The organism is Pseudohaliea sp., assembly GCF_054552115.1.
The window spans coordinates 1-22,326 of sequence record NZ_JBTOLW010000019.1 but is presented as its reverse complement, the minus strand read 5'-3'; the positions used below and the strand labels follow the sequence as shown (position 1 = coordinate 22,326).

Annotated in this window: 21 protein-coding genes; 12 read left to right on the top strand and 9 right to left on the bottom strand. The window is 70.0% G+C overall.

Annotated features, from left to right (window positions below; translation table 11 throughout):
* Positions 1–22: 22 nt before the first annotated feature.
* Positions 23–1,246: a hypothetical protein gene (locus ACX93N_RS10425; RefSeq protein WP_459428356.1), complete on the bottom strand. Its 1,224-nt coding sequence runs from the start codon at positions 1,244–1,246 to the stop codon at positions 23–25.
* A gap of 6 nt (positions 1,247–1,252) precedes the next feature.
* Positions 1,253–2,347, bottom strand: coding sequence for a GGDEF domain-containing protein (locus ACX93N_RS10420; RefSeq protein ID WP_459428355.1), 1,095 nt, complete (start codon positions 2,345–2,347; stop codon positions 1,253–1,255).
* A 190-nt stretch (positions 2,348–2,537) separates the two neighbouring features.
* On the opposite strand from ACX93N_RS10420, the gene ACX93N_RS10415 reads away from it, so the two are divergent.
* Positions 2,538–3,596 carry a GGDEF domain-containing protein gene (locus ACX93N_RS10415; RefSeq protein ID WP_459428354.1) on the top strand — a complete coding sequence of 353 codons (1,059 nt, stop codon included), beginning with the start codon at positions 2,538–2,540 and terminating at the stop codon, positions 3,594–3,596.
* 24 nt (positions 3,597–3,620) lie between these two features.
* Here ACX93N_RS10415 and ACX93N_RS10410 read toward each other — a convergent pair whose 3' ends face one another.
* The 7 genes from ACX93N_RS10410 to flgA form a co-directional block, all read right to left on the bottom strand.
* Positions 3,621–4,715, bottom strand: coding sequence for an HD-GYP domain-containing protein (locus ACX93N_RS10410; protein ID WP_459428353.1), 1,095 nt, complete (start codon positions 4,713–4,715; stop codon positions 3,621–3,623).
* A 19-nt stretch (positions 4,716–4,734) separates the two neighbouring features.
* Positions 4,735–8,508 (bottom strand): PAS domain-containing protein, encoded by a 3,774-nt coding sequence (locus ACX93N_RS10405; RefSeq protein ID WP_459428352.1) that lies wholly within the window; start codon positions 8,506–8,508, stop codon positions 4,735–4,737.
* Between the two features lie 128 nt (positions 8,509–8,636).
* The gene (locus ACX93N_RS10400; RefSeq protein ID WP_459428351.1) at positions 8,637–9,896 is read right to left on the bottom strand and encodes an EAL and HDOD domain-containing protein; all 1,260 of its coding nucleotides are present in this window, start codon (positions 9,894–9,896) and stop codon (positions 8,637–8,639) included.
* 17 nt (positions 9,897–9,913) lie between these two features.
* Entirely contained in the window at positions 9,914–10,609 is a 696-nt protein-coding gene (locus tag ACX93N_RS10395) for a flagellar brake protein (protein WP_459428350.1), read from the bottom strand.
* Between the two features lie 48 nt (positions 10,610–10,657).
* Positions 10,658–11,146 carry a flagella synthesis protein FlgN gene (locus tag ACX93N_RS10390; RefSeq protein ID WP_459428349.1) on the bottom strand — a complete coding sequence of 163 codons (489 nt, stop codon included), beginning with the start codon at positions 11,144–11,146 and terminating at the stop codon, positions 10,658–10,660.
* Positions 11,147–11,163: 17 nt separating this feature from the next.
* On the bottom strand, positions 11,164–11,457 hold the full coding sequence (gene flgM, locus ACX93N_RS10385; RefSeq protein ID WP_459428348.1) for a flagellar biosynthesis anti-sigma factor FlgM: 294 nt from the start codon (positions 11,455–11,457) through the stop codon (positions 11,164–11,166).
* A gap of 72 nt (positions 11,458–11,529) precedes the next feature.
* Positions 11,530–12,279 (bottom strand): flagellar basal body P-ring formation chaperone FlgA, encoded by a 750-nt coding sequence (gene flgA, locus ACX93N_RS10380; RefSeq protein WP_459428347.1) that lies wholly within the window; start codon positions 12,277–12,279, stop codon positions 11,530–11,532.
* 209 nt (positions 12,280–12,488) lie between these two features.
* Between flgA and flgB the strand changes: the two genes are divergently transcribed.
* Genes flgB through flgL form a run of 11 tightly spaced genes read left to right on the top strand, consistent with a single transcriptional unit; the run spans position 12,489 to position 22,150 of the window.
* Positions 12,489–12,899, top strand: a complete 411-nt coding sequence (gene flgB, locus ACX93N_RS10375; RefSeq protein ID WP_459428346.1) for a flagellar basal body rod protein FlgB — start codon at positions 12,489–12,491, stop codon at positions 12,897–12,899.
* The gene (flgC, locus tag ACX93N_RS10370) at positions 12,899–13,309 is read left to right on the top strand and encodes a flagellar basal body rod protein FlgC (RefSeq protein WP_459428345.1); all 411 of its coding nucleotides are present in this window, start codon (positions 12,899–12,901) and stop codon (positions 13,307–13,309) included. Before flgB ends, flgC begins: the two co-directional genes overlap by 1 nt.
* Positions 13,310–13,314: 5 nt before the next feature.
* Positions 13,315–13,980, top strand: a complete 666-nt coding sequence (locus ACX93N_RS10365; protein ID WP_459428344.1) for a flagellar hook assembly protein FlgD — start codon at positions 13,315–13,317, stop codon at positions 13,978–13,980.
* A gap of 12 nt (positions 13,981–13,992) precedes the next feature.
* Complete coding sequence (gene flgE, locus ACX93N_RS10360) at positions 13,993–15,207, top strand: flagellar hook protein FlgE (protein WP_459428343.1); 1,215 nt, start codon at positions 13,993–13,995, stop codon at positions 15,205–15,207.
* A 36-nt stretch (positions 15,208–15,243) separates the two neighbouring features.
* Positions 15,244–15,987 (top strand): flagellar basal body rod protein FlgF, encoded by a 744-nt coding sequence (locus ACX93N_RS10355; RefSeq protein WP_459428342.1) that lies wholly within the window; start codon positions 15,244–15,246, stop codon positions 15,985–15,987.
* A 27-nt stretch (positions 15,988–16,014) separates the two neighbouring features.
* The gene (gene flgG / locus ACX93N_RS10350) at positions 16,015–16,797 is read left to right on the top strand and encodes a flagellar basal-body rod protein FlgG (RefSeq protein WP_459428341.1); all 783 of its coding nucleotides are present in this window, start codon (positions 16,015–16,017) and stop codon (positions 16,795–16,797) included.
* An 11-nt stretch (positions 16,798–16,808) separates the two neighbouring features.
* Positions 16,809–17,507, top strand: a complete 699-nt coding sequence (flgH, locus tag ACX93N_RS10345; RefSeq protein WP_459428340.1) for a flagellar basal body L-ring protein FlgH — start codon at positions 16,809–16,811, stop codon at positions 17,505–17,507.
* A gap of 11 nt (positions 17,508–17,518) precedes the next feature.
* Complete coding sequence (locus tag ACX93N_RS10340) at positions 17,519–18,643, top strand: flagellar basal body P-ring protein FlgI (protein WP_459428339.1); 1,125 nt, start codon at positions 17,519–17,521, stop codon at positions 18,641–18,643.
* Between the two features lie 2 nt (positions 18,644–18,645).
* Positions 18,646–19,020: a rod-binding protein gene (locus tag ACX93N_RS10335; protein ID WP_459428338.1), complete on the top strand. Its 375-nt coding sequence runs from the start codon at positions 18,646–18,648 to the stop codon at positions 19,018–19,020.
* A 48-nt stretch (positions 19,021–19,068) separates the two neighbouring features.
* The gene (gene flgK / locus ACX93N_RS10330) at positions 19,069–20,946 is read left to right on the top strand and encodes a flagellar hook-associated protein FlgK (protein WP_459428337.1); all 1,878 of its coding nucleotides are present in this window, start codon (positions 19,069–19,071) and stop codon (positions 20,944–20,946) included.
* Between the two features lie 10 nt (positions 20,947–20,956).
* A complete protein-coding gene (gene flgL / locus ACX93N_RS10325) occupies positions 20,957–22,150 on the top strand; it encodes a flagellar hook-associated protein FlgL (protein WP_459428336.1) in 1,194 nt (397 codons plus the stop codon).
* Positions 22,151–22,326 lie beyond the last annotated feature (176 nt).

Here is a 22,326-nt window from a genome sequence, read left to right as displayed (position 1 = left end):
GTAAAGCCGTGGGGAAGTGCCTTCAGGCGAAAACAAAGGGCACGTGGTCGCTGGATGACCAGCGGGCGTGGTCCGGGACCCGGTCGGTCGGCACGCGCGTGCGCGCTTCCCGCAGCGCGTCGGCGATGCGGCGATCGGCGACCCGGTATCGCTGCGCCAGGTCCAGTTCCCCGATCGACGCGCAGGGTTCGCCGAAAACAGCGCGATAGAGGCCGCTCATCATGGCGTAGCGGCTCGCCATGAGCATGTTGGTCGCGTTCCTGATGGCTTCGACGTCCTCCTCGTCCTGGACCAGTAGCGCCGTGGCCACCATCACCGCGATCGCGTGTTCCACGTCCTGGCGCACGTGCCCCGACAGCACTTCCACATGGCGGGGTGTCCAGGCGAGGCCCTCGCGCCCGGCGAGCCGGAGCAGCCCGCCGAGAAGCAGTGAGAAAATCGTCGGCACGCCCCATTCCATGCCCAGCCCGACGGAGGCCAGCGCCTCGATCTCGCGGAAGGCCCCGGACCCTGCCAGCAGTCGCTGCACCAGTACGTTGTCGGCGACCTCCGGCAGGAAGGGCACATCCTGGTCGGCCGGCTCCACCGCCAGCAGTTCGAACAGCTGGCGGTACAGCACGATATGGGTGCGCTTGTTGACCAGTTCGTCGATGGCCAGCGTGGCGCCGCGGTCCGCCGGCTGGCCGTCGGTGCCGTACTCGTCTGCGAGGAGGCCGGCGAGCACCACCTGCACCAGCTCGGAGACGGCCTCGTTGAGCGGGCCGAAGGGCAGCGCGGCGAGGCTGTGGAAGCGGCCGCAGGCCAGCGCCACGCACTGGCGCGTGTTCTTGACCTGGTTCAGGTAGTGGCACAGGAAACGGGCGGCCTGGTCCCGGGTCATGGCGGCGTCGAAGAAGCGCCGGAAAAACGGATGCACCCAGACCGGGTGAGCCATGACATGTTCGTGCAGCTCGGTGAACAGCGCCTGCATCCTGTCCGGGGCCGCATTGCGGCCGACGGGATTGCCCGGATCAAGCGCCAGTGCGGCGCGCAGGGCGGGCAGGGCCGGCAGCATGCCGCCCCCCTCCCGCAGGCGCCGGAAGGCGGCCTCGAAATCCGCGCGCTGCTGCTGCCGGTAGCGTTCGAGGACCGCCTCCGGCGTCAGCGCCAGGAGGTCGGGGAAGGGGTGGACGGCGGCCGGGAGCAACGGCCCGGGCGTGGTGCCGCCGTCACCTCCCGGGCCCGCTGGGGTACCCGTCCGGACCATGCTCGTTCAGCCGGTCCGGACGCAGTTCTTGCCTTCGCCCTTGGCGAGGTAGAGCGCGTCGTCGGCCCGTTTCATGAGCCCGGCGTAATCGTCCCCCGCCTGGTGCTCCGTCACACCGATGCTGACGCTCATGGCGAGGTTCACGGCCGGCTCATCGTCGGTTTCCTCGGTGGTGAAGACGGTGCCGTTGACGATCTCGCAGATCTCGCGGCCCTTGCGCGCGGCGATGCGTGCCGAGGCGCCGGTGAAGACGATGGCGAACTCGTCGCCGCCGTAGCGGGCGAAGAAATCCTCGCTGCGGATGACGCTGCGGCAGATGCCGACCAGGGCGAGCAGCACCCGGTCGCCCACGGGGTGGCCGTGCCGGTCGTTGATGTGCTTGAAGTTGTCGAGGTCGAGCATCATGAGCGCGAACTTCCTGCGGCGCGCGCCGCCCGGGTCCAGCAGGCCGCCGAGGAAACTGTCGAAGGCGCGGCGGTTGAAGGTGCCGGTGAGCCCGTCGCGGCGGGACTCCTCCTGGGCCTGCTCGAGCTCCACGCGCAGGACGTCCACCTGGTCCTTCAGGCCGTGCATGCCCGATGCGTCGGCCTGCTGCTTTTTCTCCAGCGTCTGGCGGAGCTGGCCCAGCTCCTCGAGGAGACCGGAGCGGAGCCGGCGTATGTCCTCCAGGCGGGTCAGCTCCGTCATGCTGTCAAGCTGCTCGCGGACCGTGGAATCGTAGGCCTCGTTGCGCGAATTCATGTCCACCACGGCCCGGGTCAGGATACCGATGACATCGCGCAGCTCCCGGTCCCGTTCCTGCAGGTGGCCCTGCTGGCGGGCGATGAATTCCGGAATGAAGGCGGCGTGCCGGTTGACCGGCGCCGGCGCCTTGTCTTTCCTGTCGAGCTCGCGCAGCCGCGCGCGGAGCTTCTCCAGGCCGCCTCGGAAGCCGGCCGCGTCGATGTCCGCCTCGTCCAGCGCGAAGTCGCCGAGCCAGCCGAGGAAATCATCGGCCAGGAGCCGGTACAGCTTCTCCCGGGCGGCGACGGTTTCCAGCTTCGCCTCCAACTGCGCGGCGCCGGCGCCGCTTTCTTTCTTGCTCTGCTTGCGGAACAGCATCGGGTCTTTCCTCTGGCTCTCAACGGCCGGACCGGTTGCCGCCAAGAATACCGCGTCCGGGGCCGCTTGGCAGCCGCGCGCCGGGAGAGCGCGCGCCGCCCCGGCAGGGGGGGCGGAACCGGGTGGCAAATTGAAAAGCCCCTTTCGAAGTGGTAGTTTCAACCGCTGGAGGGGACAGCCGGAATTTCCCATGCAGGCGACAGTGGCAAGGTCGGGGGTGGACGATGAGGTGCTGCAGCACATCGTCGAACTCTCCTCAATCACGGACACCCGGGTCCTCGACCGTCGCTTCCTCGACAGTGTCTGCGCCTTGCTGCCCGTGGACTATGCGCTGCTTTGCGTGTTCACCCCCCGGGGCAACATGACCTGGGTGCGGCGCTACCGGGAACCGAAAAGCGGCACCTACCAGACCTGCTGGCAGCAGCAGCCCCTGAGCAGCGAGCAGCTGGCATTGATCGACCGGGCGAAGCAGGCGCCCGAGGGCGCGCATCGCGCCGCTCCCCAGGGGCGTGAACTGGCGGCCTTCAGCCACCACGGCGAGCGCGGCCGGGCCGTGACCCTGCTGCTCCAGTACCCGGCGTCGGTGGACGAGGCGCGCCTGGCCGGTTTTGCCGCCTTCCTGCGAACCTACTTCAATTTCCGCGCGTTCATGGACGCCTCCCAGCGCGATCCGCTCACGGGTCTCCTGAACCGGCGCTACTTCGACGACTGCATTCACCGGGCCCTCGAGGTCATCGCCGAGGAAAAGTCCCCGAAGGTAGTGGAGGCCCGGCGCCGCAGCGCCGACATCCGGTCGTCGCGCTACTGGCTGGCGATCCTCGACATCGACCACTTCAAGCGCTTCAACGATGCCTACGGTCACCTCTACGGCGACGAAATCCTGCTGCTGTTCGCACGTATCATGGAACAGACCTTCCGCGAGGCGGACCTGCTGTTCCGCTTCGGGGGCGAGGAGTTCGTTGTCCTCATGGAGAATGCCAGTGCCGAGGAGGCGCTCGCGGCCCTCGAGCGCTTCCGCTGCGCGGTCGAGGCCTACCGGTTTCCCCAGGGCGAGCGGGTCACCGTCAGCAGTGGGGTCACCGAGGCCCTCGGCGAGTGCTCGGCCACGACACTGCTCGGTCGGGCTGACGAGGCCCTGTACTACGCCAAGGACCACGGGCGCAATCGTACGGTCATTTACGAGGAACTGCTGGCCTCGGGGGAGCGCGCCGGCCCGGCGAGGGCTGCCGGGAGCGCGGAGCTGTTCTAGTGCCTGCCGCTCCGGCCGGAGCGTTCAGTCGCCGCTGCCGGAGGCGGCGGGTTCCGTAACCGCGACTTCATCCTGGTGGCGCTCGCGGATGGCGAACACCTCCGGCAGGTTGGCCTCCAGGATCTCGACGAGCTGCGGGTCGAAGTGCTTGCCGCTGTTCTCCCGGACGAACGCCATGGCCTCCTCGTTGCTCCACGCCTGCTTGTAGGGGCGGTCCGAGGTCAGTGCGTCGAACACATCCGATAGGGCGGCGATCCGCCCCGCCAGGGGAATGGCCTCGCCGGCCAGGCCGTTGGGGTAGCCGCTGCCGTCCCACTTCTCGTGGTGCGTCAGCGCGATGTCGCGCGCCATGCGCATCAGAGTGGAGTTGTCACCGTCGAGCATGTTCGCGCCGATGGTCGTGTGCGTCTGCATGATGCTCCACTCGTGCGCATCCAGGCGGCCCGGCTTGAGGAGGATCGCATCGGGGATGCCGATCTTGCCGATGTCGTGCATGGGGCTGGCGTTCAGAATCAGGTCGATCTGATTGTCATCCCAGCCATACTCCCGCGCCAGCATGGCGCAGCACTCGCTCATGCGCATGATGTGCGAGCCCGTTTCCTCGTCGCGGTATTCCGCCGCCTTGCCGAGGCGGCGCACCACCTCCAGGCGCGTCTTGTGCAGCTCCTGCGTGCGCTGGCGCACCTTCTCCTCGAGGAAGGTTTTCTGGTCGTGGAGCAGCCGGTGTCCCAGCTGGACATCGAGGAGATTGTTGACGCGCATGATCAGCTCATTGCGGTCGAAGGGCTTGGTGATGTAGTCCCGGGCCCCCGTGGCCAGCGCCTGCAGCAGGAAGTCCCTGCCGTGTTGCGCCGTCAGGATGACGATGGGCGGCTGTAGCGGATCCTCGAGTGCCTTGAGCTGCTGCATGACCTCGAAGCCGTCGAGGTGGGGCATGTTGATGTCGAGGAGGATCAGGTCGGGCCGCTGTGCCTGGTACTGGCCGAGCACCTCGCGCGGGTCCGCGATGAGAACGAGGTTCTGGTAGTTCTGGTTGCCGAGCATCTTTTCGAGGAGGCGCAGGTTCGTCGCCTCGTCGTCCACGATCATGATGCGGCTGAAGTCCTTGCTCGTCGTCATGGCGCTGTGCTGTCCGTCTCTAGTCCTGCTTGTTCCCGGGCTCGGTGCCCAGGTAGTGATCAAGTGTCTTCAGAAAGTATTCGAGCTGCAAGGGCTTCGTGATGTACTCGGCAAAGCCCGCCTGCCGGCCCCGGTCGATATCCTTGGGCATGGCGTTGGCGCTCAGGGCGAGCACCGGGATGTCTTTCAGGCTGTCCTCGCTCTTGAGAATGCGCAGCACCTGGTAGCCATCGAGGCCGGGCAGGTTGATGTCGAGCAGGATGAGATCCGGCGGCTCGCTGAGCGCGAGCTCGATCCCGAGGTCGGCGTTGTGCGCCGTCTTCAGCCGGATCCCGGGACGGCGGGACAGGACCTCGACCATGAGGCGGATGTTCGACGGGTTGTCCTCGATGTAGATGATGCGCCGCGTGCCGCTGGCGGCTGCGACCTCCGGCGCGGCCGCCGGCGCCTCGGTCGTCGCGCCGGCTCTCACCGCGGTGGCGGGCAGCTCCTGCTTCGCCAGCTCGATCCAGAAGGTGCTGCCGCGGCCGGGCTCGCTGGCGACGCCGATGGTCCCTCCCATCATCTCGACGATGCGCCGGGTGATCGTCAGGCCGATGCCGCTGCCCTCGATGCCGCTGGTCCTGTCGCCGAGGCGCTCGAAGGGCTGGAAGATGCGCTCGATCTCCGCCTCGCGCAGCCCCCGCCCGGTGTCCGCCACCCGGATCTGCAGGCTTCCCGTCCCGGCGTCCTCCACGACGGAAAGGGTCAGCCGGCCCTCGTCGCGGTTGTACTTGACGCCGTTCGACAACAGGTTGAGGAGGGCCTGCTTGAGGCGCATCCGGTCCGCGCGCACCGCCTGCCGGGGCGCAACCTCCTGCGTGATCGCGATGGCCTTCTTGGCGGCGATGGGCCGGATCAGCGACATGCATTCCTCGACGATGCTGTGCAGCTCCACCACCTCGAGGGACAGGTCGATGTGGCCCGACTCCACCTTGGCGAGGTCGAGCACCGTGTTGATCAGGGAGAGCAGGTGGTTGCCGGCGCGGATGATCTCGGTGACGTTCTCGACCTGGCACTCGTCCAGGGACTCGTCGTACTGCAGGATCTGCGCGAAGCCCAGCACCGCGTTCATGGGCGTGCGCAGCTCGTGGCTCATGCTGGACAGGAAGTCTGACTTGGCCCGGTTCGCGCGCTCGGCCTCTTCCCGCGTGGCCACCAGCTCGATCTCCGCCCGCTTGCGGTCGTCGATGTCCTGGACCACGCCGAGCATCCGCACGGCCTCGCCGCGCTCGTCGCGGACCACGGCCCCGGTCTCGCTGAGCCAGCGGACCGTGCCGTCCGGCCAGACCACCCGGTGCTCGCAGCGGTAGGGCGCGTCTCCCTCGATACTGGCGTTGATGGCGTTGAGCACGCTTTCCCGGTCATCGGGGTGCAGGGCCGCCTGGAAGTTCTCGAAAGAGGTCTCCAGTTCCCCTTCCGGGTAACCGAAGAGCGGCGCGATACGCTCGGTCCAGAAGAGTTCGCCGGTGGTGATGTTCCAGTCCCAGGTGCCGATGTTGGCGTACTTCTGGCCCAGCTGCAGGCGCCGTTGGTAGGTCTCCATGCGGCGCTGGACCTCGTGCAGCCGGGTGACGTCGCGGAAGTGCCAGACGCGGCCGGCGATCCGGCCGTCCCGGTGCAGGGGCATGGAGGTGCGCTCGATGACCCGGCCGTCCGTTCGCTCGCAGGTGTCCTCGGACGGCAGCTCGGGCCGGGCGTAGATGGCCTCCAGCCGCTCCTCGAAGCGCCCGGGCTGGCGGACCTGGGTGTGCAGCGCCTCCCGGTCGACCACGGGGACGGCGCCGGGTGTCAGGCTTTCGGGCGTGAACAGCGACAGGGGGCCGCCGCGGGCACCGTGGAAGATCGTGCGCCGCTCCTCGTCCACGGCGAGCACTTCGTCGTCGATGGCGTCGAGGACCGCGCGCAGGTTCTCCTCGGATTCGCGCAGGGCTTCCTCGTCCGCCACCCGCTTGCTGATGTCGTGCTGCACGCCGATGTAATGGCTCAGCCGGCCGCCTTCGTCGAAGAGCGGCGACAGGTGGAGTTCGTTCCAGAACGGGCTGCCGTCCTTGCGGTAGTTGCGCAGCACCACGGAGACCGGCTGCTGCTCGTCGAGCGCGCGGCGCAGTTCGACCAGGCCCGGCTGGTCCCGGTCGCCGTTCTGCAGGAAGCGGCAGTTGCGGCCCAGCGCCTCGTCGGCGCTGTAGCCGGTGATCGCCGCGAAGGCGGGGTTTACGTAGATCAGCCTGGCGTCGCCGGCGCGCATGTCGGCGATGGTGACGCCGTCGGTAGCCTCGTCCAGGGCGCGGTTCTTGAGGTGCATTTCCTCCTGCAGCAGCTTGAGCCGGGTGACCTCCGTGCGCAGGGAAACATAGCTTCGCGGCCGGCCGTTCTCGACTTCGTAGGGGGCGATGGTCGACAGCACCCAGTAGAGGCGCCCGTCCTTGCGCCGGTTGCAGATCAGGCCGCGCCAGACATCGCCACCGCTGATGGTGCGCCAGAGGTCTTCGTAGAAGGCTGGTTCGTGCTCGCCCGACTTGACCAGGCGGTGGGTCTGCCCGATGAGCTCTTCCCGGCGATAGCCGCTCACCTCGCAGAACTGGTCGTTGGCAAAGGTAATGGCGCCGGCCCGGTCGGTCATGCTGACCAGGCAGTGGGCATCGATGATGCGGTGTTCCCGCAGGCGCTGCTCGCGCTCCTGCCACCACCCCGCCGACAGGCGGGCGCGCTCGCGGGTTGCGGCGGCCTTCTGCCCCAGCGCCGCCAGCAGGTCCCGGGGGGGGGCGTCGGCGGCCAGCGCGGGCGGCGCGCCCGGCGGGGCGGTGCCCACCAGCAGGGCCGCCGCGGGCAGCGCTTCGTCCTCGCTGCCGAGAGTGGCGAGCACCTGCCGGAGCGGGAGTGCGCCGAGCCCCGTATCCACCAGCAGGACAGCGGGTGTCGCCTCGCGCAGCGCCGGCGGCAGCTGCTCGGGCCCTGCCACGGCGCGCACCCGGAAGCCTGCCTCGCTCAATACCGCGCTGCGGGCATCCCGGGACAAGGCGTCGTCGTCCACGACCAGCACCGCGGTGCCGCCCTCCGGCGGCAGGAAGCAGGCCAGGGTGGCCGTCAGCCGCTCCTCGCTGGTCGGCGGGGCGAGATAGCGCTCGGCGCCGGCGGCCAGTGCGGCGAGCTGTGCCGCGTCGCTCCTCTCGTCACTGCTTTCGTCGCCGCTTTCGTCGCTGCTTTCGTCACCGAGAACGATGACCCGCCAGCCCGCGCTGTGCAGGGCGGGCAGGCAGTCCGGCAGGAAGTCCGAGAGAAGAACGCCGGCCGGCGCCCCGGGGCACTGCGCCGCGACGGCTGCGGGGCCGTCGAGCCGTTGCGGCGCTGGCGCGCCGAGGCGGCCCAGGGCGCGCTCGGCCAGGGCGGCGCGCGCCGGATCGCGCACAGCCAGCCAGGGAAGCGGTCCTGCCGCCGGGGCGGGCCTTTCCGCACCCGGCACCCCCGGCTCGCCGGCCAGCCGGGTGAGCCTTGCCTGCAGTCCGGCGCGTTCCGCCGGCGCGGCGCCGTCCTCGCCGCTGAGGACGCGGCCGGCGGCGGCGGCGGCGCTTGCCAGTTCCTGCTGTCCCAGCACGGCGGCAGCGGCTGCGAGACCGAGTGCCGCTCGCGCGCACGCCCCCATTTCGCCCGGGGCGACGCCGGAGGGCTCCAGCGAATGGCTGATCTGTGTCGCGCGCTCTTGGAGGCGTTTGCCCAGGGCGCGGAAGTCCGCACTATCGGTACTGTTGCTCAAGCTGCTTTCCGTCGGCGCGCACCCGTTTCTGACGTTAGCGCAATGTCGGGCACGAAAAAAGTCTGCGCATTTTCCCGTATTATAAATGTGGTTTTTCCGGAAGGCTAACGGTCCGGCCCGGGGAGGCCTCAGCCGCCCAGCGCGTCGAACTGGGCCCGCGCCCAGGGCAGGGCGCCGAGGTAACAGCGGGTGACGGTGTCGAGCGCGTAGAGTCCGTCTTCCTCCAGCGGCGTCCAGTCGCCGCTCTCGTAGCAGGTCACGGTGCCCAGGAGCCGGCCGTAGGGGCCTGCGCCGGAGGCCAGCGCGCCCGCCACGTCCCGGTCCAGGGGCAGCTTTTCGAGAATGAGGTCCATGGGCGTGTCGAACACGGCGTCGAGGAGGGAGAAGAGGCCCGTGGTGAAGGCCTTGTCCTGCTCGTCCTTGCCGGGGCCGGCGATGAGCTGCTCGCACATGCGGGCGCGGATCAGGGCGAGGCGCAGGACCTCCGGCGGCTTTTCGTCCTCCGCCGCGAGGAGTTGCAGGGCGGCCCAGCGCCGCACCGCCACCATGCCCAGGCAGGTGATGGCGTGGCCGATCGACTTCACCTCGACGGGCAGGCCGTAGTAGGCGGAGTTCACGGTGCGCAGCAGCCGGTAGTGCAGGGTGAGATCGGTGCGGATGATGGCCTCGAGCTCGTCCGGCTCTGCCTCCGGCGACTGCAGGGCCGCCATCAGCCGCAGGGTATTGAGCTTGCTGTCGGGCAGGCCCGGGGCGCTGAGCGCGCGCGGCCGGCACAGGAAAAAGCCCTGGAAGTAGTTGAAGCCCAGGGCGTGGCAGTGGTCGAAGGCCTCCTGGCTGTCGACGTTGAGTGCGAGCAGCGTCGCCGGGCCGCCGCGCAGCCTTTCCAGCAGCTGCGCCAGGGTGCCCGGCTCCGCGGCGCGCACGTCGATCTTCACCAGCCGGGCCTGCTCGAGCAGGCGCTGCACCCCGGGCACCCAGCGGAAGTCGTCCAGGGCCACGGCGACTCCCTGCGCGTTCAGCTGCGCCAGTACTGCGACGGCCTCGTCGTCGTTGCAGGCGGCGCAGGGCACTTCGATGCCCGTGCCCGTCGCCCGGGACAGCAGATCGTGGTGGTCGAGGAGAAAGTCCCGGGACACGTTGATGAACGCCGGCCGGCTGTCGGTGACCTGCTCCAGGTCCAGCCGGGTCAGCGCCGCGATCGCGGCGCGCGCGCTGGCGACCCCGTCGGCCGCGGCGGTCTCCGCCGACGGGTCGGCCCCGGCTGCGTGCACGAGCAGCTCATAGGCGAAAATGTCCCGGTTCCTGTCATAGATGGGCTGGCGGGCGACGGGGGCATGCCCGGCTCCCGTGTCCCCGGCCTGCGGCCGGCCCTGGTCAGTCTGCTCCATGCGTCCCTGCTCCCCCGTCAGCGGCGTGCGCCCCCGCGCCGGATGGCGTGCCGCTCGAGCGCCCGCACGAGCTTCTCGACCTGCGCCTCCTGGCCTGGCGAGAGTCCCCGGAAAGCCGCCCCGATGCGCATGAAGCGCCCCCGGGCCGGGATACGCACAGCCATGATTCTTATCGTCGTTTTCAATGCCAGGCCGTCGATCGCCAGCGTGCTTTCGACCTCCTCGCGTTCCCGCAGCGACGCAGCGCGATCGACGAGGGCCCCGAAACCGCCCGCCGAGAGGTCCGTGAGCCGCCCCCGGACCACCCGTCCCGCCGCATCGTACAGCTCCAGCCGGCCGCTGCGGTCTCCCCCCACCGGCGCCCGGAAAGCCCTGCGCCGCTGGCGGTACAGGACCGCGTGCGGCCAGGCCGCGCGCAGGGCCGCGTAGCCGCGGAATTCTTCCGCAGCGAGGATCGTCGTGTCAAAGCGGAGTTCGGCGCCGTTGAGCCGGGCCAGCACCGTGATGGCGCGGCCCGCGGGGTCGTCGCCGGCCTGGAGGCCCCGCGGCGCGTCGAGAACCAGTTGCTTTCTGCGCCGGCTGCAGGCCAGGAGCAGGGACAACTCCTGGCCGTCCCCCGCCGCCGGGAGCAGCTGCACGGGGGCTTCCTGGCGCCGGAGGGCGTCGAGGAGGGCGGCGATCCGGTTCCGGTCCGTGATCTTGTCATCCGCCACCGGCGTCCCTCGCGCGACAGCCCGCTGCCGTGGAAGCGGTTGCCCGGGTCAGCCCTCGGCCAGCAGCCTCGAGGGCCGAGTGCCGCCGGGGGAGCCGTCGGGGCCGTAGGTGAGCGTTTCCGCGTGGGCCCGGTGCAGCACATCGATGGCGCGCCGCACGTAGTTCAGGCGGTGCTGGACGAGCAGCCCGTTGCGCTTGTTGTGGCGGTCGCAGGCCACCATCAGCTCGATGACCTGGTCGCAGCGGACGCGCAGGCTGCCGTCCGCATCGCACCAGCCCAGGGCCTGCTCCAGCGGGGTGTCGCTGTCGCCGAAGGGGAGGCCGGCGAGCAGCCGCGCCTCGCGGGCCTTGAGCTCCTCGAGTTCGGCGAGGGCGCTGATCTTGGTGGATGCCGTTTCCTCGATGGCGGCAAGGTCGCCGCTGTTGAGGGCCTCGCGCTCCTGCCGGAGGATGGCGAGCAGGCCTTCGGCGCGTTCCTGCTGGGCCCGGAACAGGTCGTCGAGCGCGCCGGCCAGGCGCCTGGGGCTCTGCAGCATGGGCGTGGCCCCCGGCATCAGTTGTCGAACTGCAGCAGCTGCTCGGCGATCCGCCGGCTGTCGACGCTGTACTGTCCGGCTTCGAGCGCCAGCCTGACCGCCTCCACCCGGCTGCTGTCCACCGGGTCGGTGCCGTCCACTGCCCGGCTTAGCGCCTGCAGCTGTCGCGCCGTGTCGGTCAGGTTCACGGAATCCGTGCCTGCTGCCGGGCGCGCCGCCTGGTTGCCGGCCGGCGCGCTATTGGAGCGCGCGGCAGGGGTCCCCGCTGCCTTTTCCGGGCCCTTGCCCAGGCCGCTGATGCTGTCTGCCATTTCCTGTCGCTCCACTGGTGAGCCTGATACTCTAGGGTAGCGGCAGCGCTCCCGCAAACTTTAGCCCCATCGTCACTGTACCTTGACACCGCCCGAGCGCAGTGCCATTCCCTCCACGATCTTGCCCGACGACAGGTTTCTGACGCGGACCCGCTGCCCGGCCCGTGCGTCCGCGAGGGCCTCGCCGGGCGCCCGCACCGCTATGCCGCTGGCGCTGGACACCAGCGAGACCCGCTGGCCGCGGCGTATCACCGGTGGTTCTTCCACCAGGGCACTGGTGAGCACCGTCCCGCCCGCGGCAGAGCGCTTGAGGGTGTGGCCCACCACCGCCGCGGGCTCTGTGTAGTAGTCACGGGTCAGCCGCGCCGTGTCCATCCGCACCGTATCCAGGTCTTCTGCCGTGATGGTCTCGCCGCGGCGCAGGGGGCGCCTGAGGGCGAGGACCGTGCGCAGCGTCTCGACCTTGACCGGTACGTAAAGCCGCCAGGCGCCGGGGCACGCAACGCCCACGCTGGTATTGCCGCGCAGGCGGTTGCCGGCGGCGGCGAAGGCTTCCAGGGGCTGGTCGCAGCGCGCCAGGCGCAGCCGCGGGTCCAGCCGTCCCGCCGTTGCCGTGGTATCGCTGCGGTCCCCCGGCAGACGCTCGAGCACGAAGGCCTCTGCCGCCGCGCGTATTTCGTCCAGCGGCTGCCGCGGCGGTTGCGTGGCGCCGCCGGCCGCGGCGAGCGCCAGCAGCAGCGCCAGCACCGCCCGCGACAGTCCGCGGGTACCCGGCGCGGGGCGCTGGTGCTTGCGGGGGTAGCGGCGAGCGGCTGATGGCATGGGGCGCGTCCGGTTCATAAGCGGTCTATCATCCATAAGCTAAGCAAGCATCGTGCCGGCTGCCTCTGGCTTGCCGCCGCCGGCAAACCCTTGCCGCCCGCCGGCGCTGCGGCGATGCCGGGGCCGCGGAACCACGCGGTCCGCCGCGCCCGACGCTCGGTGGCACGCAACTTGCTGGCTACCGGGCAAAGGGGGCAGGACGCGCGTCCATGAGTTTCAGTATCGACGACTACTTCGGCATTCACCAGCAGGCGCTCAGCCTGCGCTCGCAGCGCAACACCGTGCTAGCCAGCAACATCGCCAACGCGGACACGCCGGGCTACAAGGCCCGTGATTTCGATTTCCGCGCGGCGCTCGCCGAGGCCGGCGGGCCGGTGGCCGGCGCCGACCGGCTGCGCGTGACGCACGACCGCCACCTCGGCGCCGGTACCGGCGCCGGCGGCGCGGGCCCGCTCCTCTACCGCGTGCCCCTGCAGCCGGCGCAGGACGGCAACACCGTGGAGGTGGACCGGGAGCAGGCGGCCTTCGCGGAGAACGCGGTGCGCTACCAGGCCAGCCTGCAGTTCCTCAGCGGCAAAATCCGCTCGATGATCGACGTGTTGAAGGGAGGTAACAGCTGATGGATCTTTTCCGGGTCTTCTCCATCGCCGGGTCGGGCATGGGTGCCCAGTCCGTGCGCCTGAACGCGACGGCGTCCAACCTCGCCAACATCAATTCGGTCAGCGGCGACCCCGCTGAAGCGTACCGGGCGCGCCACCCCGTCTTCGAGACGGTCATGGCCGGCGCGGGGCAGGAGGCGGGCGCCGGTGTCCGCGTGCTGGGCGTGGTCGAGGACCGCACCGAGCCGATGCCGGTCTACGAGCCGGGCCACCCGCAGGCCGATGACGCGGGCTACATCTACCGCGGCAACGTGGACCTCGCGTCGGAGATGACCAACATGATCTCCGCATCGCGGGCCTACCAGAACAACGTGGAGATTCTCAATACGTCGAAGGACCTCATGCTGCGAACCCTGAACCTCGGGAACTAGAACCCATGAATGACATGACAGCGATCCAGGAGCTTTTCGCGCGCCAGCCGCAGCCGGCGGAGCGCAAGCGCGACGAGCTCGGCCAGGCGGATTTCCTGCGCCTGATGACCACCCAGCTGCAGAACCAGGACCCCTTCAAGCCCATGGAGAACGGCGACTTCCTGGCGCAGATGGCCCAGTTCTCCACCGTGTCCGGCATCGACCGGCTCGAGAGCAGCTTCAACAGCACGGCGGACGCGCTCACCGGCAACCAGGCCCTGCAGGCCGCCAGCCTCGTCGACCGCGAGGTGCTCGTGCCCTCGGGCTCCGGCGCCTTCGACGGGGAGAACCCCCTCGCCGGCGTGGTTGAGGTGCCGGCGGAGGCGGCCGGCGCGGTGCTGGCCGTCAAGGATGCCGGCGGGCAACTGGTGGCGCAGCTGCCGGTCTACGCCGGCCCGGACGGCCGGGCGGCCTTCCGCTGGGATGGAACGACCGCCGAGGGCGGCATCGCCCCCGCGGGCGATTACCGCCTCGAGGCGCGCTACCGCGTCGGCCGCGAGACCACGGCCGCCGAGCCCCTGGTCTGGGGGCGCGTCGACAGCGTCTCCCTGCAGGGCCCCGGTGGCGCCATCAGCATCAACGTGGCTGGCATGGGCGCGATGTCGCTCGGCCGGGCTGTCGAAATTTCCTGAGGAGAGAACCCCATGCCCTTCCAGATTGCACTGTCCGGCCTGAATGCCGCCAACACAGACCTCACGGTCACCGCGAACAATATCGCCAATGTGAACACCACCGGCTTCAAGCAGTCGCGGGCCAACTTCGCGGAACTGTTCGCGGCCGGCCTGCAGTCCGTGTCGTCGTCGGCGACCGGTCTCGGCGCGCGGCTGTCCTCGATCCAGCAGCAGTTCTCCCAGGGGACCATCGACTTCACCGGCAACAACCTGGACCTGGCCATCGTCGGTGACGGTTTCTTCACCCTGAGCGACAACGGCGCGCTCAGCTACAGCCGGGCGGGCGTCTTCAACGTCGACCGCAACGGCTTCGTGGTGGATTCCGAGGGCCTGCGGCTGCAGGCCTTCCCGCCGTCCAGTGACGGCTTCAACACCGCGGAACTGACCGACCTGCAGCTGGTGACCGCCAACAACCCGCCGCGGGCGACCGAGGTGATCACCGCGGGGCTGAACCTGCCCGGCGGCGCGCCGCAGCCGGCCGTCGCGCCGCTCGATCCGGCGGACCCGCAGACCTTCAATCACACCACGTCGCTGTCGATCATCGATTCGCTGGGCGCGACCCACACGGCGAGCTACTACTTCGTCAAGACCGCCAATGTCAATGAATGGGAGGCGTCACTGTACGTGGACGGCAGTCCCGTGGGCGGCCCGCAGACCCTCCAGTTCGATTCCCTGGGCAGCCTCACGGCCCCGGCGAGCGGCGAGCTCACCTTCCCGCCCGTGCCCCTGGCCAACGGTGCCGATCCGCTCAACCTGACCACGGATTTCACCAACGCGACCCAGTTCGGTGACCAGTTCTCGGTCAACGAGCTCAGCCAGGACGGCTTCGAGAGCGGCCGCCTGACCGGCATCGACATCAGCCAGGAAGGTATCGTGTTCGCCCGTTTCACCAACGGCCAGTCGAGCGCGCTGGGCAAGCTGGCCATGGCCAACTTCGCCAACGTCCAGGGCCTGGCGAACAACGGCAACACGGCCTTCACGGAGACCTTCGCCTCCGGCCAGGCGCTTCTCGGTGAGGCCGGAACGTCGAACTACGGCCTGGTGGAGTCCGGTGCCCTCGAGGCCTCGAACGTGGACCTCACGGCGGAGCTGGTACAGATGATCACCGCCCAGCGCAACTTCCAGGCCAACGCGCAGATGATCTCCACGGCGGATACCGTGACGCAGACCATCATCAACATCCGCTGAGGCTTGTCGAATGATGTGTGAACGGGAGCGCGACTGATGGACCGGCTGCTATACGTGAGCATGACCGGGGCGCACCGGGTCATGGAGGCGCAAGCGAGAAACGCGCAGAACCTGGCCAACGTCGGCACCACGGCCTTCAAGCGCAGCCTGGACAGCGCACAGAGCCAGCAGATCGAGGGTCCCGGCCTGCCCAGCCGCCACAATGTGCGGACCAGCGAGGTCCGCCCCGACCTGTCGTCCGGGCCCCTGCAGGCCACCGGGCGCGCCCTGGACGTGGCGGTGCAGGGGGAGGGCTGGCTGGTCGTGCAGGATGCCGAGGGCGGCGAGGCGCTGACCCGCCGCGGGGACCTGCAGATCGACGCCAACGGCCTGCTGCGCACCGGTGCCGGCAACCCGGTCCTGGGGGACCAGGGCCCCATCGCCATCCCGCCGCATACACAGCTCACCATCGGCGTGGACGGCACGATCTCCATCGTGCCCCTGGGCCAGGGGCCCCGGGCCCCGGCGGTGCTCGAGCGCATCCTGCTGGTCCGGCCGGAGCTGGAGAGCCTCGAGCGCGGCACCGACGGCCTCTTCCGTACTGCCGATGGCGAGGTGCCGCCGGCGGATGCAGAGGTGCGGCTGCACTCGGGCCAGCTGGAGGCGAGCAACGTCAACATGGCCCGGTCCATGGTGGAAATGATCGAGCTGGCCCGGCAGTTCGAAATGCAGGTGCGGATGATGCGCAGCGCTGACGAGAACGCGGACACCGCGGCGCAGCTGATGCGTCTCGGGCAGTAACGGTACAGGCAACAGGCAGGGAACAGCATGAGAGCGTTATGGATCGCGAAGACGGGCCTGGATGCCCAGCAGACACGCATGGCCACGGTGTCCAACAACCTGGCGAACGTCAACACGACGGGCTTCAAGCGCGGCCGCGCCGTGTTCGAGGACCTTATCTACCAGAATGTCCGCCAGGCCGGCGGTCAGCAGTCGCAGAACACGGAGATGCCCTCGGGGCTGTACCTCGGCACCGGCGCCCGGGTGGTGGCGACGGAGAAGCTGTTCACCCAGGGGTCGCTGGTGCAGACGGAGAACGCCTTCGACGTCGCCATCCAGGGCCGCGGGTTCTTCCAGGTGCTGATGCCCGACGGCACCCTCAGCTACACCCGCGACGGCTCCTTCCAGATCGACTCCCTGGGCCAGCTGGTGACCTCCGGTGGCTACCAGATCCAGCCCGCCATCAACATCCCCAACAACGCCCAGAGCGTGACCATCGGTGTTGACGGTACCGTCAGTGTCCAGCTGCCGGGGCAGGGGGCGCCGGTGCAGATCGGCATCCTGCAGACCGCGGATTTCGTCAACCCCGCGGGCCTTGAAGCGCGCGGCGAGAACCTGTTCACGGAGACCGGCGCCAGCGGTCCGCCGCTGAACGGCACGCCGGGCGTGAACGGCCTCGGCACGCTGATCCAGGGCATGGTGGAGAGCTCCAACGTGAACACGGTGGAGGAACTGGTGAACATGATCGAGACGCAGCGCGCCTTCGAACTGAACTCCCGGTCGATCCGCACCTCGGACGAGATGCTGCAGTTCGTGACCAACAACCTGTGATGAGCCCCGCCATGACCGCAAAGCTTTCCCCGATGCTGCGGCGGGCAGCGCTGGCGGGCGTGCTCGCGCTGCTCGGCGCCTGCGCGTCGCCGGAGACCCCGATCCGGGACTGGTCCGCCACGCTGCCGCCGGAGCCGCCGGTCCCGCCGGCGGAGGCGGCCAACGGCGCCATCTACCAGGCCGCCACCGGCCTGTCGCTCTTCGGCGACGTCAAGGCCCGGCGCGTGGGCGACACGCTGATCATCCAGCTCGCCGAGCGCACCAATGCCTCCACCAGCGCCAGCACCAGCACCAGCAAGGACGGCTCGGCGAGCATCGAGAACCCGACGCTCTCCGGGGAGCAGTTCCTCCGCGGCGACGAGTTTCCGCTTTTCCAGAGCGAGCTGAGCGCCTCCCGCGAGTTCGAGGGGGAGGGTGACAGCGCGCAGAGCAACCGCGTGGATGGCAACATCGCCGTGACCGTCTACCGGCGCCTGCCCAACGGCAACCTGCTGGTGCGCGGGGAAAAGTGGATCACCGTCAACCAGGGCCGCGAGTACCTGCGCGTCGCCGGCATTGTCCGGCCGGCGGACATCCGGGCGGACAACTCCGTGCCCTCCTTCAAGCTGGCCGACGCGCAGATCGAGTACAGCGGCCGCGGCGCGCTGGCCGACGCCAACCGCCAGGGCTGGCTGAGCCGCTTCTTCAACTCGCCGATCTTTCCCTTCTGATGGCTATCGTCATGGCAATGTTCCGTCCCCTCCTCGCGCTGTGGCTGGCTGGTTTCCTCGCCGTTGCCCTGCCGGCGGTCGCGGCGGCCCAGGCCGAGCGCATCAAGGACCTGGCCTCCGTCGGCGGCGTGCGCTCGAACCAGCTGGTGGGCTACGGGCTGGTGGTGGGCCTCGACTCCTCCGGCGACCAGACGGCGCAGGTGCCCTTCACCCTGCAGTCCCTCAACAACATGCTGCAGCAGTTCGGCATCACGGTGCCCGAGAACATCAACCCGCAGCTGACCAACGTCGCCGCCGTGTCCGTGCACGCGGAGCTGCCGGCCTTCGTCAAGCCCGGCACCCGCCTGGACGTCACCGTGAGCTCCATCGGCAACGCCGGCAGCCTGCGCGGCGGCAGCCTGCTCATGACCCCGCTCAAGGGCGCCGACGGCAACGTCTACGCGGTCGCCCAGGGCAACCTCGTGGTCAGCGGTTTCGGCGCCTCCGGCCAGGACGGCTCCAGTATCACCGTCAATATCCCGAGCAGCGGCCGCGTTCCCGGCGGGGCGACCGTGGAGCGGGCGGTGCCCAGCGGCTTCCTGGAGCGCGCGGCCCTGGCCCTCAACCTGCACACCCCCAATTTCACCACCGCCCACCGCATGGCCGAGACCATCAACGAGACCCTGGGCGAGGGCACGGCCCGCGCCCTGGACGCGGTGTCCGTCGAGGTGCAGGCACCGGCGGACCCGGACCAGCGCATCGCCTATCTCTCCGTGCTCGAGAACCTCGAGGTCACGCCGGGGGCGGAACCGGCGCGGGTCATCGTCAACTCGCGCACGGGCACGGTGGTGATCAGCAACGAGGTGCGCGTGCTGCCCGCCGCCGTGGCCCACGGCTCGCTGTCCGTGACCATCAGCGAGCGGCCGGAGGTCTCCCAGCCCGGCGCCTTCGCCGGGGGCGAGACGGCCGTGGCGCCGCGCTCGCAGATCGAGGTGGCGCAGGAGGATGCGCGCATGTTCCTGTTCGATTCCGGGGTGTCCCTCAACGAGATCATCCAGGCGGTGAACCAGGTCGGCGCCGCGCCCGGCGACCTGGTGGCGATCATGGAAGCATTGAAGGAAGCGGGCGCCCTGCGCGCCCAGCTGGTGGTGATCTGACCGTGGCCGCGTCCCTCGACAACGCGCTGGCCCTGGACCCCTCCGCCCTGGGCGGGCTCAAGCTCGCCGCCCGCCGGGAGGACCCCGAGGCGGTGCGCGAGGCGGCGGAGCAGTTCGAGGCGCTCCTGCTCCAGCGCATGCTCTCGGAGATGCGGGCCGCGAGCGGCGGCGAGGACCTGCTGGGCAGCAGCCAGCTGGACGGTTACTACGACATGTTCGACCGGCAGGTAGCGCAGGACCTGGTGAGGCACGGCGGGCTCGGTCTCGCCGACCAGCTGGTGGGCCAGCTCGAGGGCGCCGCCCGCCGCGGAGCGGCTCAAGAAACCGCGAGTCCTGCCGCTAACCCCCACGATGGGCGTGTGTTTCCGGCCGAATGACGGCCGGAAGGCGCCAGCTGCCGGTGAACGCCCGGCCCGAGGAATGGCATGGCTGATTTTCTGAACACATCGTTGTCCGGTCTCCAGGCGGCCCAGCGCGCGCTGGCGACGACCTCGCACAACATCGCCAATGCGGCGACGCCGGGCTTCAGCCGCCAGCGGGTGGATCTCGGCACCCGGGAGCCGGAATTCGCGGGTGTCGGCTACCTCGGCACGGGGGTCGAGGTCACCGACGTGCGCCGGATCTACGATGCCTTTCTCAGCGAGGAGGTGCGCGCCGGGACCGCCGGGGAAGCGCGGCTGACGGTGTTCTCCGACCTCGCGGGCCGGGTCGGTGACCTCCTCGGCGGGGCCAGTGGCGGCCTCTCGCAGGGGCTGCAGGGCTTTTTCGATGGCCTGCAGGCGCTGGCCAATGACCCGGCGTCGACCCCCGCGCGGCAGACGCTGCTCGGCGAGGCGGGGCAGCTGACCCAGCGCCTGCAGACCCTGGACGGCCAGCTGGCGTCGATCACCGCCGAGGTGAACGGGCGCGTCGATGACTCCGTGGCCACCATCAACAGCCTCGCGCGGGCCATCGCCGACGTCAACGACCAGATTTCCTCCGCCCCCGGCGCCGCCAACGGCAATTTTTCCAGCGACCTGCTGGACCAGCGCGACCGGCTGCTGCAGCAGCTGTCCGAGCAGGTGGAGGTGAGCACCGTGCCGGCGGCCATGGGTGGCCTGAACGTCTTCATCGGCAGCGGCCAGACGCTGGTTCTCGGCGCCGAGGCGGAAACCCTCGGCAGCGGCGCCGGTCCCTTCGGACCCGGTCTGCGCGAGGTCACCGTCGGTGGCTCCGTGGTCACGGGCCAGCTGCGCGGTGGAACGCTCGGCGGCCTGCTCGACTTCCAGCGCGAGGTCCTCGAGCCCGCGCGCAATGAACTCGGCCGCACCGCGGTGGGCCTGACCGAGGCGTTCAACGCCCAGCACCGCCAGGGCCTGGACCTCGCCGGCAACTTCGGCGGGGATTTCTTCGCCGTGGGCGCGCCGACGGTCTACGCGGCGGACAGCAACGGCGGCACGGCCTCCCTCGCGGTCACCATCGAGGCGGCGGCGGGCCTGACCGGGGACGACTACCAGCTGCAGTACGACGGCGCCGCCTACGCCCTGGTCAATACCAGCAGCGGCCAGCCCGTGAGCCTCACCGGCACCGGCACGCCCGCCGATCCGCTGCGCGCCGACGGCCTGTCCATCGTGGTCAGCGGCGCCGCCGCGGCCGGCGACCGCTTCGTCATCCAGCCCACCCGGGAGGCGGCGGCCGACTTCCGCCGGCTGGTGGACGACCCGGAGGCCGTCGCGGCGGCCTTCCCGATCCGCACGGCGTCCTCCCTCGACAACGTCAGCGATGCCGCCATCTCCGGTGGCGAGCTGCTGGACGTCACCGACCCGGACCTGCTGACCCCGGTGACCATCAGCTTCGTCGATCCGACGACCTTCCAGGTCAATGGCGCCGGGGCCTTCGCCTTCACGGCCGGCGGCGACATCGACATCAACGGCTACCGGGTGCAGATCACCGGCAGCCCGGCGGCGGGGGACGAGTTCACGGTCTCGCCGAACAGCGCCGGGGTCGGCGACAACCGCAACGCCCAGGCGCTCCTCGGCCTGCGCGAGGCCGGCATCCTGGAGGGCGGGCTGCGCTCGCTGCCGGAGCAGGCGGACTCCCTGCTGGCCAGCGTCGGCGGGGCGACCGCCGCGGCGCAGACGGCGCTGGAGTCGCAGTCTTCCCTGCTGCGCTCGAGCGAGACCGCGCTGCAGTCCGTCAGCGGCGTGAACCTCGAGGAGGAGGCCGCCAACCTGCTGCGCTTCCAGCAGGCCTACCAGGCGAATGCCCGGGTGATCCAGGCCGCCAACGAGACCTTCCAGTCACTGCTCGCCGCCTTCAACTAGGTAGTCCGCCATGCGTATCTCTACCCAGATGCTGTTTCAACAGGGCCTGAACGGGATCCTGGACCAGCAGGCCCGCACCGCCCGGACCTTCGAGCAGCTCGCCACCGGCCGCCAGGTCAACAACGTCTCCGATGACCCGGTGAAGGCAGCGCGCATCCAGGAACTGGAGCGGGCGGTGTCGCAGCAGTCGGTGTACGTCAGCAACAACGACCGCGCCCAGCAGCGCCTGGCCGTCGAGGAGAACGCCCTGGCCACGGCCGGTACCGTGGTGCGCCGGGTGCGCGAACTGGCGGTGCAGGCCTCGACGGACACCACCGGCCCCGACGGCCGGCGCCTGATCGCCGTGGAGCTGCGCCAGCGCCTGGAGGAACTCACGGCGATCGGCAACAGCCAGAGCGGCGAGGGCGAGTTCATCTTCGCCGGGGCGCAGAGCCAGACCCGGCCCTTCGCCCTCCAGGGCGGTGCCGTCACCTATGCCGGCGACAGCGTGCAGCGAGAACTGCTCATCGGCCCGGGCACCACCGTGGCCGAGGGCGATACCGGGGACGCGGTGTTCATGCGCATTCGCAACGGCAACGGCGTCGTGGCCGCCACCCCCGCCGGTGGTAACAGCGGCACGGGCGTAGTCCGTGCCGAGCCCGGCACCGATACCACCGTCTACGGCGGCGCGAGCTTCACGATCAGCTTCACCGACGCCGAGACCTACGAGATCCTCGACGACACCAGTACCGTGGTCGGCGGTGGCAGTTACGAACCCGGCGGCACCATCAGCTACAACGGCGTGCGCCTGGTCATCAACGGCGAACCGCAGGGCGGCGACAGCTTCGCCGTGGCCCCGGCGCGCAACGAGAGCGCCTTCGCCACCATCGACAAGCTGGCCGACGCGCTGGAAATGGCGCCGGTCACGGACCTCGGCCGCGCGCAGCAGCGCCAGGCCATCGACGACGCGCTCTCGCAGCTGGACCGCGTCGAGAACCGCCTGCTGGAGGTGCGCGCCTCCGTCGGCGGCCGCCTCAACACCCTCGAGGACGTGCAGGCCGCGCAGGAAGACGTGGGCTTCACGCTCGAGAAGCTCGTCTCCGAGGTCCGCGACCTCGATTTCGCCGAGGCCGCGAGCCGCCTGCAGCAGGAACTGTTCACCCTGCAGGCCTCCCAGCAGGCCTTCACCCGCATCCAGGGCAACAGCCTGTTCAACTTCATCTGAGCCGGGCCGGCGGGCCGCTCCTTGCCGCAGTCGTTCCTGCTGTTCTCCCTCCCTCGCTGAATCCGTTCCTGCCGCCTTCGGTGTTCGCAGGGCGGTAGGGGGGGGGGGGGGGGGGGGGGGGGGGGGGGGGGGGGGGGGGGGGGGGGGGGGGGGGGGGGGGGGGGGGGGGGGAGGGG

Bases quoted from the DNA above. Each gene is read 5' to 3' on its own strand.
- ACX93N_RS10340 (WP_459428339.1), top strand. From the start codon at position 17,519: ATGGCAATGTTCCGTCCCCTCCTCGCGCTGTGGCTGGCTGGTTTCCTC.
- ACX93N_RS10425 (WP_459428356.1), bottom strand. From the start codon at position 1,246: ATGGTCCGGACGGGTACCCCAGCGGGCCCGGGAGGTGACGGCGGCACC.
- flgK (WP_459428337.1), top strand. From the start codon at position 19,069: ATGGCTGATTTTCTGAACACATCGTTGTCCGGTCTCCAGGCGGCCCAG.
- ACX93N_RS10390 (WP_459428349.1), bottom strand. From the start codon at position 11,146: ATGCTGCAGAGCCCCAGGCGCCTGGCCGGCGCGCTCGACGACCTGTTC.
- flgA (WP_459428347.1), bottom strand. From the start codon at position 12,279: ATGCCATCAGCCGCTCGCCGCTACCCCCGCAAGCACCAGCGCCCCGCG.
- ACX93N_RS10420 (WP_459428355.1), bottom strand. From the start codon at position 2,347: ATGCTGTTCCGCAAGCAGAGCAAGAAAGAAAGCGGCGCCGGCGCCGCG.
- flgH (WP_459428340.1), top strand. From the start codon at position 16,809: ATGACCGCAAAGCTTTCCCCGATGCTGCGGCGGGCAGCGCTGGCGGGC.
- flgM (WP_459428348.1), bottom strand. From the start codon at position 11,457: ATGGCAGACAGCATCAGCGGCCTGGGCAAGGGCCCGGAAAAGGCAGCG.
- flgC (WP_459428345.1), top strand. From the start codon at position 12,899: ATGGATCTTTTCCGGGTCTTCTCCATCGCCGGGTCGGGCATGGGTGCC.
- ACX93N_RS10400 (WP_459428351.1), bottom strand. From the start codon at position 9,896: ATGGAGCAGACTGACCAGGGCCGGCCGCAGGCCGGGGACACGGGAGCC.
- flgE (WP_459428343.1), top strand. From the start codon at position 13,993: ATGCCCTTCCAGATTGCACTGTCCGGCCTGAATGCCGCCAACACAGAC.
- ACX93N_RS10410 (WP_459428353.1), bottom strand. From the start codon at position 4,715: ATGACGACGAGCAAGGACTTCAGCCGCATCATGATCGTGGACGACGAG.
- flgB (WP_459428346.1), top strand. From the start codon at position 12,489: ATGAGTTTCAGTATCGACGACTACTTCGGCATTCACCAGCAGGCGCTC.
- ACX93N_RS10415 (WP_459428354.1), top strand. From the start codon at position 2,538: ATGCAGGCGACAGTGGCAAGGTCGGGGGTGGACGATGAGGTGCTGCAG.
- ACX93N_RS10365 (WP_459428344.1), top strand. From the start codon at position 13,315: ATGAATGACATGACAGCGATCCAGGAGCTTTTCGCGCGCCAGCCGCAG.
- flgG (WP_459428341.1), top strand. From the start codon at position 16,015: ATGAGAGCGTTATGGATCGCGAAGACGGGCCTGGATGCCCAGCAGACA.
- flgL (WP_459428336.1), top strand. From the start codon at position 20,957: ATGCGTATCTCTACCCAGATGCTGTTTCAACAGGGCCTGAACGGGATC.
- ACX93N_RS10355 (WP_459428342.1), top strand. From the start codon at position 15,244: ATGGACCGGCTGCTATACGTGAGCATGACCGGGGCGCACCGGGTCATG.